Here is a 13793-nt window from a genome sequence, read left to right on the forward strand (position 1 = left end):
AATATATGTTTAAAGTAAAATTCACAGATATCGGTGAAGGTTTAACTGAAGGAAAAGTAACTGAGGTTTTAGTAAAAATTGGTGATTCAGTTAAAATGGGAGATTCATTATTCCATGTTGAAACTGATAAAGTAAATTCAGAAATACCATCACCAGTTGATGGTAAGGTTGCTGAAATATTAGTAAAGGCTGACCAAGATATTAAAGTTGGTCAAACTGTTTTCATCATTGATGATGGATCAGGAAAAGCACTTGAACCAGAAGTTGCTGAAGAAGAAAATGCTTCGGTTGTTGGGTCAACTCCAGTTTCTAATGATGTTATTCCATCACGTGGTCCTGTTCAATCACAAGTTCAAACAGCAACTCCAATCGCAGCAACTCAAACTCCAAAATCTGAACACAAAGTTAAAGAAAAATTTGATGTTATTGTTGTTGGTGGTGGTATCGGAGGATACGTATCAGCGATTAAAATGGCTCAGTTAGGAATGAAAACTGCCATTATTGAAAAAGGTGCATACGGAGGTGTTTGTTTAAACATCGGATGTATCCCAACAAAAGCACTATTAAAAACAGCAAAAGTTTTTGATGAAATTACAAACAAAGGTAAAGCTTTTGGTATTAAAACAGATGGTGCTGTTACAATCGATTGAGGAATGGCACAAGACAGAAAAGATCAAGTTGTTAAAAAATTAACAACAGGTGTTAAATATTTATTAGATAAAAATAAAGTTGTGCGTATTGAGGGAGAAGCTATTGCTTTAGATCAATACACAATTCAAGTTGGTAGTGAAAAATATGGATGTGATAACTTAGTTATTGCAACAGGTTCAACTCCAAATTCATTACCATTACCCGGATTTCCAGAAGCTGCAAAATCAGGAGTTTTAATTAATTCTACTTCTGCATTAAGTTTACCAAAAATACCTAAATCACTTGTTGTAATCGGTGGAGGTGTTATTGGTGTTGAATTTGCTTGTTTATACAGCAACTTAGGTACTAAAGTAACTATCTTACAAGGTATGCCAACAATTTTAGAAATGTTAGATTCTGATGTTATTAAAGAAATGACAAAAGAATTAACAGGAAAATACGGTATTAATATTCAAACAAGTGTAAAAATTAAAGAAATAAAAGGTAAAGAAATTTTCTTTGAAGATGAATCAGGAAAAATTCAATCAATTAAAACTGACTACGTTTTAGAATCAGTTGGTCGTAAAACAGTTACTGATGGATTTACAAATATTGGTTTAGAAATTACTGAAAGAAATGCAATTGTTGTAAATGAATATTGTGAAACAAACTTAAAAGGAGTTTATGCAATTGGAGATGTAACTGGAAAAGCTATGTTGGCTCACGTAGCATCACACCAAGGTATTGTTGTTGGTAACCGTATTGCTAAAGTTTTCGGTAAAGAAAAAGCACATGAAATGAAAATGGATTATGATAGAATTCCGAGTTGTATTTATACACATCCCGAAATTGCTATGATTGGTAAAACTGAAGACACACTTAAAAAAGAAGGTGTTGACTATAAACAATTTAAATTCCCATTTGCAGCAATCGGTAAAGCTTTAGCTGATGATGATTCTACAGGATTTGTAAAATTGATTATTGAACCAAAATACAAAACTATTTTAGGTGCTCACATTATTGGTAATCGTGCAACTGAAATGATTTCAGAAATCACAACATTAATTGAATGTGAAGGAACAATCACAGAATTGGCAAGAGCTATTCACCCTCACCCAACAATGAGTGAAGCAATTGGTGAAGCTGCAGAAGCATTAGAAACTGGATTACCAATAAATTTATAGAAAGAAGACTAAATGTACTCAATCGAAAAAATAAAAGAATTATTAATTAATGATTCAAACAAAAAAAGAATTATTTTACCAGAAGGAAATGAATTAAAAATTCAAACAACAGCAAACTTTTTGATTGACGAAAAGATTGCTCAACCAGTTTTAATTTTTAATACTAAATCCGAAGTCCCTTCAACTCTTAATAGTGAAGTTGAATTAGTTATCATTGATGAATTTAATAAAAAAGAATTAGTTGATGAATTTATGAAAATACGTGGTGATAAGGCCACGCTTGAAATGGCTGATAAATTAATGTCACAATCAAATTATATTGCTACAATGCTATTACAAATGGGAAAAGTAGATTCGATGTTATGTGGTTTAACATATACAACTGCTGATACATTAAGACCAGCTTTACAAGTGATTAAAACAGCTCCAGGTTATTCTTTAGCTAGTTCAGTTTTCATTATGAAAAAGGGTGAACAGGCACACTTATTTACAGATTGTGGTTTCAATATTAAACCAAATTCTGATCAGTTAGCAGAAATTACAAAAATGACAGTCAATTTCGCTAAAGATATGAAAACAGAAAACCCTGAAGCGGTATTGTTGAGTTATTCAACAAACGGTAGTGGATCAGGTGAAGATGTAGTTAAAGTTAGAGAAGCGGTTGAAAAATTAAAAGCTATGAATGTTGATTTCATTTTTGAAGGTGAAATGCAATTTGATGCAGCCTATGATAAAGAAACTCGTGATAAAAAATTTAAAGGATGTAAATTAACAAAACAATTACCAGATGTATTTGTTTTCCCAGATATCAATGCTGGAAATATTGGTTATAAAATTGCTCAAAGAATGGGTGGTTGAGAAGCCATTGGTCCTTTCGTTCTTGGTTTAAAAAAACCAGTTAACGATTTATCAAGAGGAGCAACTCTAGAAGATGTAAAAAACACAGCTATTATTACTGTGTTTCAGTCATTAGGAGGTAAATAATGATTTTAGTAATTAATGCAGGAAGTAGCTCAATTAAATTTAAATTATTTTCAGTATCTGATATAAAAAATCCATTACCTATTTTAGAAGGATTATCTGAAAGAATTGGTGTAGATGGATTTATGAAAATCAAATTCAATAATGAAAAATTTGAGTATTCAAATGCTTTGCCAAATCATGAAGTTGCTATTGCATTAGTTTTAGAAAAATTTCAAGAACTAGGAGCAATTAAAAATAAAGATGAAATTCATGCAATTGGTTTCAGGGTTGTTCATGGTGGTAAATTAGCTAAGTCTGTTGTTATAAATGACGAAGTATATCAAATTATTAAAAGTAATATTGAATTAGCACCTTTACATAATCCAGCTGCAATTACAGTAATTGATGCAGTTAAAAAAATAATGTCATCAACTAAAATGGTTGCTTGTTTTGATACAGCATTCCATCAAACTATGAATAAAGAAGAATTTTTATACCCAGTTCCAAATAACTGATATGAAGATTTCGGTGTTCGTAAATATGGTTTCCATGGAATTAGTTATAATTACATAGTTGAAAATTATTCAAAACTAAGTGGAAAATCAAAAAATGATTTAAATTTAATTGTTTGTCACTTAGGTAACGGAGCTTCAATTTCTGCTATTAAAAACGGTAAGACAATTGACACAACAATGGGGTTCACTCCATTAGCTGGATTGATGATGGGAACAAGATCTGGTGATATTGATCCTTCAATTATTCAATTCATTTGTAAAAAAACAGGAAAAACTGTTGATGAAGTAACAAATATTTTAAACAAAGAATCTGGCTTACTAGGAATGTCAGGATTATCTGCTGATATGCGTGACGTTCTTGATGCAAACGAAAAAAATGATGAAAAGGCAAAATTAGCATTAACTAAATATAATCAAATTGTTGCTGATTGAATTGTAAAATTTGCAAATAAATTAGAAGGAAAAGTAGATGCTATTATATTCACTGCTGGAATAGGTGAAAACTCAGTTCGTACTCGTAAATTTGTGATGAACAATTTACATATTTTAGGGACTGAAATTGATGAAGAAGCAAATCATAACTTTTCATATGAAGATCATTTATTGGTATCTTCAAAAACTTCAGCTATTCCTGTATATGCTATGAGAACAGATGAAGAAAAAATGATTTGTTTAGATACACTAAATCTTACAAAATAAGGGATCATTCCCTTTTTTTATTGGATTAAAGGTTGCAATTCACACTTATTTAAACTATCATTATTTTTAAAAGAAAAAGGAGAAACAAAACATGTCATTTACACAAATCAAACATCCGCTTATTATTGATAAGCTAACAAGAATGCGAAGAATCGAAACTTCTTCAAAAGATTTTAGAGAAAATCTAAATGAAATTGCTCAACTAATGGTTTATGAAATTTTCAGAGATGTTCCATTAGAAGCAGTTGAAATAGAAACACCTGTTCAAAAAACGGTTGGTTATACAATTAACCAACCAATTGTATTAGTTCCTATTTTAAGAGCAGGAATCGGAATGCTTGATGGAATTCAAACTATGATACCAACTGCAAGAATTGCACATATTGGTTTATATCGTGATGAAGAAACTTTAGAAATTCATCAATATTTTGCTAAAACAACAAAAGATATCGCTGAAAGTTACACAATTATTGTTGATCCAATGTTGGCAACTGGTGGTAGTGCTATAAAAGCTATCGATATTGCTAAAGGTTGAGGCGCAAAAAATATCAAATTTGTTTGTCTAGTATCAGTTCCAGAAGGGGTTGCTAAATTACAAAAAGCACACCCTGATGTTGAAATTTATTCAGCAAGTATGGACGAAAAACTTAACGAAAGAGGCTACATAGTTCCTGGTCTTGGTGATGCAGGAGACCGCATTTTCGGTACTAAGTAAAATACTTTACAAAATAAAATATTGATATAAAATATATATTGTCAATGATTTAATCCGGGTGACCCAATATCACCATTCCAAGTTTTGTTTTGTATATCTATTAAATTGGATTAAATCATTGTTATTTCTATTTTAAGGCGATAGAAATAAAGAACTTAAAGGGCAAAAATAATAGCCCTTTTTTATTTTCTTTAATTAAATTTATTAACTTGTATAAAATGTCAAAATAGTTAAAAAGTGTGTTCTTTTACAAATATAGGAGTAAAATATTTTAAGAACCATATATGAAAAGAGGTTTGTTTATTAATGAAAAACTTGATGAGAAATAAGCGATTATTTATTTTTGTAATTACGATTTCAGCAATAAGTTTAATATCGTTATTTGTTTTGGGAGTCTTGGTTGGTTTCAAAACAATTAATGCAAATTGAATCTATGGTTGAGGTATTGGTATTATTACAATGTTAATGGGAACAGCCATTTCTATTACATCTGTATATAAATTATTCAAAAATGAAAATCATTATTTATATTATCTTTTTTTCCTAATACGCTTTGGATTGTATATAGGTTCTTTCCTAATGGTATTTTTTATTTTCAATAAAGAAGATGGAGTTTGAATTGGTTTACTTATTGGATTAATTCCAGTATTGTTACTTCCAACTTTAAACAGTATCTTAATTAAAGAAAATCTTAAAAACATCATTTCGTTAGAAGAGGAGGAAAGGTAATGATGATTAATGGAGAAGCTGAAGCAAGTATAGGCGATAAGATTTCTGAAAATTTTATGGCATTAAGTCCACAATTATTTGGAATACTTTTAACAGCTGTTATTATATGCTCGCTTTCGATTATTTACAACGTTAAAATTCGCGGTCATAAAGATGGTGAAAAAATGAATGGTTACCTTGTTTTGGTTGAAATGTTTGTTACTTCAATCGAAAACTTGGTCGTTGAAATTATGGGTAAAAAATATCGTAAATTAACACCATATGCTATGTATATTATTTTATATATTATAGTAGGTTCTTTAATTCAAATGATCGGTATTGAATCACCCACTTCATCATTCACAGTAACTTTAGCGATGGGATTTGTAACATTCGTTTTAATTTATTATTTTGGTTTTAAATATCAAAAATTAGCTTATCTTAAAAGATATGTAAATCCAATCGAAATATTTACTCAATTTACACCGCTATTTTCAATAGCTTTCCGTTTATTCGGTAACTTACTTGGTGGATCAATTATTTTAGGTTTATTATATGGTTTATTTATCGGTTTCCAATCATCTTGAGCGGGAGTTGATTCTATTGTTGGAAACGCAACCGGGGATCAAACTCATTGATTAAATTGAGACTTTTGAAATGGTGCTGAAAATCCCGAAGCCTTCACGATGCAATATAAATATTGGTGATCAGGTTTAAATATTTTCACAACAATAATAACCCCATTATTACATATGTTTTTCGATATGTTTGATGGTGTATTACAATCAGTTGTATTCACAATGCTTACTCTATCATATTGATCAGAGGCTATGGGAGAGGAAGAAGATGAAGAACACACTTCTTATCAATCACAAAAGAATACAATTAAAATAGAAACAAGAAAAGCCTAGGCTTATTCAAAGGAGAAAAATATGTTATTTACAGAAATTATGACAAACATTTATGCAAACTTATTTAGTACATTTGCTGTAGTTATGCCAAATATTATGGCTGCTGGAACAGAAGGTTCAATGTCTACAGGTGACGGATTAGCTGAAGGATTAAAATTCCTTGGAGCTGGTTTTGCTTCAGTTGGATTACTTGGAGCAGGAATTGGACAAGGTATTGTTGGACAAGGTGCATGTATGGCAATCGGAAGAAACCCAGAAGTTGCATCAAAAATTACTTCAACAATGATTATTGCTGCTGGTATTGCTGAATCAGGTGCTATCTACGCTTTAGTTATTGCTATTCTTTTAGTATTTGTTGCTTAATTAAAACAAACTAATTAAAAATAGAAGGAGGTATCAAGATGTCATTAACACTTATGTCATTGTTAACAGAGACACCGGGTGCTGGAGCAGCAGAAATTTTTGGTAAATTATTTCCTAATTTACCAAACTTCATTGCTCATGTGTTAGCAACAATCGTTGTCGTGATCATTTTGTCAAAATTGGTTTACAAACCGTTTAAACAATCGATCGACAATAGACGTGCAAAAATTGATGAATTATTAAATGATGCCGTTGAAAAACAAGCGTCAGCAAATAAAGATAAAAAACAAGCAGAAATTTTATTAAATGATGCTAAATCAGAATCTTTAATTATTATTAAAAATGCTCGTACAGACGCTAATGTTCAAAAATCTCAAATTATTGAAACGGCAACAAGCGAAGCATCAAATTTACAAAATCATGCTAAAAACTCTATCGAAAGAGAAAAAGCAAAAGCTCAAGATGAAATCAGAAAAACAATTATAGATGTAGCCTTTTCAGCTGCGGGTAAAGTTTTAGAATCTGAAGTAGACAACAGTAAAAATAAAAAGCTTGTTGAAGACTTCATTGATAACTTAGATTAATATGATTTTAAATAAATCAGTAATTGATAACTGAGCAAGAGCTTTAGCAAATATCGCTGTTAAAACAAAAAAGGTTGAACCTTTTTTAGAACAATCACACGCTTTAGTAGAAGCGCTAAAAGATAAAGATGATTTTGTAAAAATATTAACAATCAAAAGTTCTCATGATGAAGCAAAAAGAGTTGCTATCATTGATGAAACTTTTAAAGATTTTGGTTTTGATATACACATTTTGAATGCCATGAAATTGATGGTAGAAACTCAAACATTTGTAAATGCAAGACCAATATTCAAACAACTACGTAAAAATCTATTAATTTTAAATGAAACAACTTATGGAGTTATTTGATCATCGATTGAAATCGATACAAAACAAGTTGAATTAATTCAGGAAAAAATTTCAAAAAAATTAAATAAAAAAATTATTCTTGTAAACAAAATAGATGAAAAAGTAATTGGTGGAGTAAAAGTAATTGTTGAAAACCACGTTTTTGATGGATCAATCAAAGGTAAGTTAGAACAAATGAAATACGAAACATTAAAAAACAAATAGGAGGTTAGTATTAATATGGTTTTAAATATTAAAGAAATCTCTGAAGTAATTGAAAAACAAATCAAAAACTACGGAAAAGAAATTGTTGAATCTGAAAAAGGAACAATTATTAAAGTAGGAGATGGTGTTGCTTTAATTTACGGATTAGATAATGCTATGATGGGTGAATTACTAGTTTTTCCTAATGATGTTTACGGTATGGTTTTAAATCTTGAAGAAGGTGCTGTTGGATCAGTAATTCTTGGAGATACTACTCTTATTAAAGAGGGAGATATCGTTTATAGATCAGGAAGAGTTGTTGAAACACCTGTTGGTGATGCGATGATTGGCCGTGTTGTTAATGGGTTAGGACAACCTATTGATGACAATGGACCATTAAACACTGAAAAATCTAGACCTGTTGAAAGAATCGCTACTGGAGTTATGGCACGTAAAAGTGTTGATCAACCATTAGAAACAGGTATTTTGGGAATTGATGCTGCTATTCCAATTGGAAAAGGGCAACGTGAATTAATTATTGGTGATAGACAAACTGGTAAAACAGCCGTTGCTATTGATGCAATAATTAATCAAAAAGGTAAAAACGTAAAATGTATTTATGTTTCTATTGGACAAAAAGATTCGACAATTGCTCAAATTGTTGAAAAACTTAAAAAACATGGTGCAATGGAGTATACAGTTATTGTTAATGCTGGTGCTTCAGATTCTGCTCCATTGCAATACTTAGCACCCTATACTGGTGTTACTATTGGTGAAGAATGAATGGAAAACGGTGAAGATGTTTTAATCGTTTATGATGATTTAACAAAGCATGCCGTTGCTTATCGTGAAATGTCACTGTTATTACGTAGACCACCCGGGCGTGAAGCTTATCCTGGAGATGTATTCTACCTACACTCACGTTTACTAGAACGTGCAGCTAGAGTTAATGAAAATTATGGTGGTGGTTCAATTACTGCCTTACCAATTATTGAAACTCAAGCAGGAGATATTTCAGCATATATTCCAACAAACGTAATTTCAATTACTGATGGACAAATATTCTTATCAAATGATTTATTTATGGCTGGAATCAGACCAGCGATTAACATTGGTCCTTCGGTTTCAAGAGTTGGTTCTTCAGCTCAAATTAAATCAATCAAACAAGTTGGAGGAACATTAAAATTAGAATTAGCGCAATACTATGAATTAGCTGCTTTCTCAAAATTTGGTTCAGATTTAGATGAATCAACAAAAGCAACACTTGATCATGGGGAAAGAATTATTCAAATGTTAATTCAAAGACAATATACACCAATTAAACAAGTTGATGAATCAATAATTTTATTAGCAATTAAATCACACGTAATCAAATGATTACCAGTTAACATGATGCAATTGTTAAAGTCTGAAATTATTACTCACTTTAGTACTGAAAAAGAAGCGAAAGCTTTACATAAAGAGTTAGAGAAAAAACAAGAATTTACTGATGAATTAACAGCTAAAATTCAAAAAGAAATTAATAAAGTTGTTTTAAAACTTGTTAAATCAATTAAAGATTACAAATCAGAATTATACGGCACAAAAGAAGAATTTAAAAAACTAGGTAACTAATGGCTAACTTAAGTGGATTAAAAGCAGAAATCGAATCAGTTGAAAACATTGGTAAGATTACAAATGCAATGCAATTAGTAGCAAGTGCTAAATTACGCCGTGTCGGTAAAAAAATAGTTGAAACGCAAGAATATGTATCTGAAGTTTATGAAGTTTTTAATAATATTATTAACCAAACTGAAAATTCAATATTTTTAAAAGAATCTGATAAAGAATTGAAAAAAACTTTATGAGTTGTTATTAATTCAAATCTTGGTTTATGTGGTGGTTACAACTCTAACATAAACAAACTGGTTATGAAAGAAATCAAAAGCAGTGATGAAGTTTATGCAATTGGTACAAAAGCTGTTTCATTTTTTAAAACAAGAAAAATAAAAATTAAACAAGAAAATACATCAGTTGATGTAGACTTCTCAAATCAAGAAGCTCGTGAAATTGGTAATGACATAATGTCATACTATACAAGTGGAGAATTTGATGAAATTAAATTAGTTTATACAAAATTCGTTAATAACGTTACATTTGAGCCAACATTATTAAGATTGTTTCCAATAATTAAAGATAAAGAAGCAAATGTATCACGTAAGGAAGTTATGTTTGAACCGAGTGCTGATGTGGTTCTTGAAAAAACAGTTGATTTATATTTAAATACTATTTTATTAGGAACAATTATTGAATCTCAAGTTTCAGAACAAGCTTCAAGAAGAGTGGCTATGGAAAATGCTACAAATAATGGTGAAGAATTAATTGAAAAATTATCAGTTAAATATAACCGTGAACGTCAAGGTGCTATTACACAACAAATTTCAGAAATTGTGTCTGGTGCAAACGCTCAACTTAAATAATAAGAGGAGGAAATATGGCAAAAGAAAATATGATACCATCAGGTAAAGTTATTCAAGTACTAGGACCAGTTATTGACGTTAAATTTAGCGAAGATAATATGCCAAGAATTTATGATGCATTAATTGTTGATAATAATGGTGTTGAATTGGTTTTAGAAGTTGAACAACACGTTGGTGATGAAATAGTTAGAACAATTGCTATGGGACCAACTGATGGTCTTACTCGTGGTTTACCAGTTATCAATACAGCCGCCCCTATTTTAGCACCAGTTGGTGAAGAAGTACTAGGACGTATGTTTAATGTAACTGGTCATGCTATTGATGAGAAACCTGAATTTACAGGTAAAAGAATGCCAATTCACCGTGATGCACCCGCATACGATGAATTAGTTACAACGGCTGAAATTCTTGAAACAGGAATTAAAGTTGTTGACTTAATGATTCCCTTTTCTAAGGGTGGAAAAATTGGGTTATTCGGTGGAGCCGGAGTTGGTAAAACAGTTTTAATCCAAGAACTAATTAACAATATCGCAAATGCGCACAGTGGGGTGTCTGTATTTGCCGGTGTTGGAGAAAGAACTCGTGAAGGAAACGATCTTTATCATGAGTTTATTGAAGCTGGAGTTTTAGATAAAACTTCACTTGTTTTCGGACAAATGAATGAACCACCAGGTGCACGTATGCGTGTTGCTTTAACTGGTCTTACAATTGCCGAACACTTTAGAGATGAAAAAAACATGGATGTGCTTTTATTCATTGACAACATTTTCAGATTTACTCAAGCAGGATCTGAAGTGTCTGCTCTACTGGGACGTATGCCGTCAGCTGTAGGGTACCAACCAACATTGTCAACTGAAATGGGAACACTACAAGAAAGAATTACTTCAACTAAAAAAGGTTCAATTACTTCTGTTCAAGCTGTTTATGTGCCTGCTGATGACTTAACTGATCCTGCACCAGCAACAACATTTACACACTTGGATGCTAAAATTGTTTTAGATCGTTCAATCGCATCTTTAGGAATTTATCCAGCCGTTAACCCATTAGATTCATCATCACGTATGTTGGATCCTGAAATTGTTGGAGAAGAACACTACCAAGTTGCTCTTGGAGTTCAAGGAACATTACAAAAATATCAAGAATTACAATCAATCATTGCTATTTTAGGAATGGATGAATTGAGTGAAGAAGATAAAACGGTTGTTTCTCGTGCTCGTAAAATGAGAAACTTCTTATCTCAATCTTTCTTTGTTGGTGAAAAATTTACAGGACGTCCTGGAAAATACATTAAATTAGAAGATACTGTTAAATCATTTAGATCAATTCTTGATGGTGAAGTAGATAACATTCCAGAATTATATTTCTTATATGCTGGAACAATTGAAGATGTAATTGAAAACTTTAATAACGATACTAAAAAGAAAAAATAATAAGGAGAAATAATTATGGGAATTAAACTTAAAATTGTTACTCCTGACGGAATTTATTTAGATAGTACAGAAGTTGATATTATCAATATTCAATCAATTGATGGTGACATGGGAATTTTAGAAAATATGATTCCGATGGTTACTACTTTAAAAATAGGAACACTTACTTATAAAATTAAAGGTGAACCAAAATATGTTCATGTGCACAGAGGTCTATTAACTGTTGATGGTAAAAACTGTAAAGTAATTACTGAAAGAGCAAGACCAGAAGATATGACAAAAAAATAAGACCTATAAAGTCTTATTTTTTTTAATCGTAATTCCCTTTACTATTTTTAGGAATTAGTAACGGATCTAGGTTTTTGCGTTTTTCTGCTATAAATTCATTTTTACAATTTTCGATCTCTGTTGCGTATTCTGCATCATTTAAATAAAATCAAATCCTTGTAATTGTTTTTGCAAATAGTTGCTGTTCTTCTATTTTTGTGCTTTTTACTATTTTAGAAAAATTGATTTTATTTTTAACAAATTCAACAAATTCTAAGCCAATATTTTCATTTCAAAAATCCTCGTGATTTAAGCTATTAAAGTCGATATTATAATTTTCAAATTTGATTATTTCACAGTTCATATAGGCTCCTTATCGTTTCTTATAATCATTATAACTCTGATTGTTGTATTTCAATTTAACTTATCAAAATGATTAATATTGTTTTATAATTAAGTTAACAATATTTTATTGTTAAAAGAAAGCGGGTACTTTGGTGAAAGTAGTTGTGGTTGGTGGTTCTGCCACTGGAATGGGAGTTGTCGCTAAATTAAAAAGACAACAACCCAATGCTGAAATAATTGTATTTCAAGAAATGGAGTATGTATCATTAGGTTCATGTGGAATCCCTTACTTTATTGGAAATAATTTTTCAGATGCAGAAAATATGATTGCAAGAACGGTTGAAAAATTTCGAGAAACAGGTGTAAAAGTTTTTAATAATACAAAAGTTTACAATGTTGATTTTGAAACAAAAACTGTTTATGGTAAAAATGGAAATCAAAAAATTAGTGAAACTTATGATAAATTAGTTATCGCTAGTGGATCACGTCCATTTATTCCTAATAATTTTGATATGAATATTAAAAATGTCTTTTCAGTAAAGTCTAAAGAAGATGCAATTAATATTAAAGAAGCTACTAAAAATGCAAAAAACGTTGTTATTATAGGTGGTGGATTAATTGGTTTAGAAGTTGCTGAAAACATTAAAGAATTGAGTAAAAACGTAACTATAATCGAAAGAGGATCAAGAGTTATTGAAAATTTATTTGATGAAGAATTTTCAATTGAAGTTGAAAAAGAATTAGAAAGAAAAGAAGTTAAGCTTTTCAAAGAGACGGAAGTTAAGAACTTAATTTCTGAAAATGGTGCAATTAAAAAAGTTGAATTAAGTAATGGTCAAATTTTTGATTGCGATTTACTTATTATTTCAATTGGTGTTTTACCAAATACAGATTTTATTGATTCATCAAAAATTAAAAAAAATAATCGTGGAGCTATAATCGTTGACTCACGATGTCAAAGTTCATTAGAAAATGTTTATGCTGGTGGAGATTGTGTTGAAACTAGAGGTTTCATATTTGGCAATCAAACATCAGCACCATTAGCAACAACAGCTAATAAACATGTCAAAGTAATTGTTGATCAATTATGTGGAATTGATACTGAGTTTGCTGGAACTTTAAATACAGCAATGGTTAAAATTTTTGATCTTGAATTAGCAAGATCGGGAGAAAATAAAAATACAATAAATCAATTTACAAATGCAAGAGAAATTTTAATCAAAGATAAAGATCATACAAACTATGTGTCTAATCAAAAAGACTTATGATTAAAAATTTTAGTTGATAATAAAACTGATGAAATTATTAATGTTCAAATAATGGGACAAAATAAATCAATAATGAGAATATATGGATTAATTTCATTGATGTGGTCTAGACAAAAAGTGGATGCTATTTTAGAACAAATAGACTACCCTTATGCTCCACCATTTTCAAGAAGTGTTGATATTATTCATATAGCATTAAGTAAATTGGTTAAATAGGAGA

15 protein-coding genes are annotated in these 13793 nt (G+C 30.3%); 14 read left to right on the forward strand and 1 reads right to left on the reverse strand.

The window, feature by feature from the left end; translation table 4 throughout:
* Positions 1-5: 5 nt before the first annotated feature.
* From lpdA to T347_RS0101400, 13 genes are all read left to right on the forward strand, one after another.
* Positions 6-1814, forward strand: coding sequence for a dihydrolipoyl dehydrogenase (gene lpdA, locus T347_RS0101340; RefSeq protein ID WP_031542494.1), 1809 nt, complete (start codon positions 6-8; stop codon positions 1812-1814).
* Between the two features lie 12 nt (positions 1815-1826).
* Entirely contained in the window at positions 1827-2798 is a 972-nt protein-coding gene (gene pta, locus T347_RS0101345) for a phosphate acetyltransferase (protein ID WP_031542497.1), read from the forward strand.
* A complete protein-coding gene (locus tag T347_RS0101350) occupies positions 2798-3991 on the forward strand; it encodes an acetate kinase (protein WP_031542499.1) in 1194 nt (397 codons plus the stop codon). The genes pta and T347_RS0101350 overlap by 1 nt, the downstream gene beginning before the upstream one ends.
* Positions 3992-4082: 91 nt before the next feature.
* The gene (gene upp, locus T347_RS0101355; protein ID WP_031542501.1) at positions 4083-4706 is read left to right on the forward strand and encodes a uracil phosphoribosyltransferase; all 624 of its coding nucleotides are present in this window, start codon (positions 4083-4085) and stop codon (positions 4704-4706) included.
* Between the two features lie 306 nt (positions 4707-5012).
* Complete coding sequence (locus T347_RS0101360; RefSeq protein ID WP_031542503.1) at positions 5013-5435, forward strand: MG406 family protein; 423 nt, start codon at positions 5013-5015, stop codon at positions 5433-5435.
* On the forward strand, positions 5435-6325 hold the full coding sequence (locus tag T347_RS03710; RefSeq protein WP_245594779.1) for a F0F1 ATP synthase subunit A: 891 nt from the start codon (positions 5435-5437) through the stop codon (positions 6323-6325). The genes T347_RS0101360 and T347_RS03710 overlap by 1 nt, the downstream gene beginning before the upstream one ends.
* 21 nt (positions 6326-6346) lie before the next feature.
* Positions 6347-6688, forward strand: coding sequence for an ATP synthase F0 subunit C (gene atpE, locus T347_RS0101370; RefSeq protein ID WP_031542506.1), 342 nt, complete (start codon positions 6347-6349; stop codon positions 6686-6688).
* Between the two features lie 38 nt (positions 6689-6726).
* The gene (gene atpF, locus T347_RS0101375) at positions 6727-7272 is read left to right on the forward strand and encodes a F0F1 ATP synthase subunit B (protein ID WP_245594780.1); all 546 of its coding nucleotides are present in this window, start codon (positions 6727-6729) and stop codon (positions 7270-7272) included.
* A 1-nt stretch (position 7273) separates the two neighbouring features.
* On the forward strand, positions 7274-7825 hold the full coding sequence (locus T347_RS0101380; protein ID WP_031542510.1) for a F0F1 ATP synthase subunit delta: 552 nt from the start codon (positions 7274-7276) through the stop codon (positions 7823-7825).
* A gap of 15 nt (positions 7826-7840) precedes the next feature.
* A complete protein-coding gene (gene atpA, locus T347_RS0101385) occupies positions 7841-9418 on the forward strand; it encodes a F0F1 ATP synthase subunit alpha (RefSeq protein ID WP_031542512.1) in 1578 nt (525 codons plus the stop codon).
* A complete protein-coding gene (atpG, locus tag T347_RS0101390) occupies positions 9418-10263 on the forward strand; it encodes an ATP synthase F1 subunit gamma (protein WP_031542514.1) in 846 nt (281 codons plus the stop codon). The genes atpA and atpG overlap by 1 nt, the downstream gene beginning before the upstream one ends.
* 14 nt (positions 10264-10277) lie before the next feature.
* Entirely contained in the window at positions 10278-11693 is a 1416-nt protein-coding gene (gene atpD, locus T347_RS0101395; protein WP_031542516.1) for a F0F1 ATP synthase subunit beta, read from the forward strand.
* A 15-nt stretch (positions 11694-11708) separates the two neighbouring features.
* A complete protein-coding gene (locus tag T347_RS0101400; protein WP_031542519.1) occupies positions 11709-11981 on the forward strand; it encodes a F0F1 ATP synthase subunit delta/epsilon in 273 nt (90 codons plus the stop codon).
* 22 nt (positions 11982-12003) lie between these two features.
* On the opposite strand, the gene T347_RS0101405 is transcribed toward T347_RS0101400, so the two are convergent.
* A complete protein-coding gene (locus tag T347_RS0101405) occupies positions 12004-12324 on the reverse strand; it encodes a hypothetical protein (protein ID WP_031542522.1) in 321 nt (106 codons plus the stop codon).
* A gap of 133 nt (positions 12325-12457) precedes the next feature.
* Here T347_RS0101405 and T347_RS0101410 point away from each other — a divergent pair, with 133 nt between their 5' ends.
* Positions 12458-13789: an FAD-dependent oxidoreductase gene (locus T347_RS0101410; protein WP_031542523.1), complete on the forward strand. Its 1332-nt coding sequence runs from the start codon at positions 12458-12460 to the stop codon at positions 13787-13789.
* Positions 13790-13793: the final 4 nt, after the last annotated feature.

The sequence above is a fragment of the Mesoplasma photuris ATCC 49581 genome, assembly GCF_000702725.1.
Taxonomy (GTDB): domain Bacteria; phylum Bacillota_I; class Bacilli_A; order Mycoplasmatales; family Mycoplasmataceae; genus Tullyiplasma; species Tullyiplasma photuris.